Below are 484 nucleotides of genomic sequence, written 5' to 3' on the forward strand. Positions count from 1 at the left end.
TGGTAAATCACATCACGGCAGTGGTACATTTGACTATGGAGATTGGGCAGTATGGTTATAAAAAAAGGAAGCAGTATAATTTCATTTAGTTGTGTGCTATACAAAAGGCTTTATCAGAAATAAAGAACAGCTATAGATTGAGGAGCGTTTATATGAAGTATGTATGTACAGTTATATCGGTAGCGGACATCAGTGCTGCAAGAAAGTTTTATGAGGAACTGTTCGGGGTAGAAGTCTATCAGGATTACGGAAGGAATATCGCTTTTACCTGCGGTCTGGCATTACAGCAGGATTTTGACTGGCTGGTAAGTATACCAAAGGAAAAGGTACTGAAGAAATCCAACAATGCGGAGATCGTCTTTGAGGAACAGGATTTTGATGGTTTCCTGAATAAGCTGAAAGCATACTCGGACATCGAATATTTGGGAGAAGTCATTGAGCATAGCTGGGGACAACGTGTAATCCGGTTCTATCGTAGAACCGG

General features: G+C 40.7%; 1 protein-coding gene. It reads left to right on the forward strand.

Annotation, left to right across the window (positions count from 1 at the left end; genetic code table 11):
* Nucleotides 1-152: 152 nt before the first annotated feature.
* The coding region (locus NE664_13555; protein MCQ4727658.1) for a glyoxalase at nt 153-484 on the forward strand (332 nt) is incomplete at its 3' end.

Origin of the sequence: Anaerotignum faecicola, assembly GCA_024460105.1 — a bacterium.
Lineage (GTDB): Bacteria > Bacillota > Clostridia > Lachnospirales > Anaerotignaceae > JANFXS01.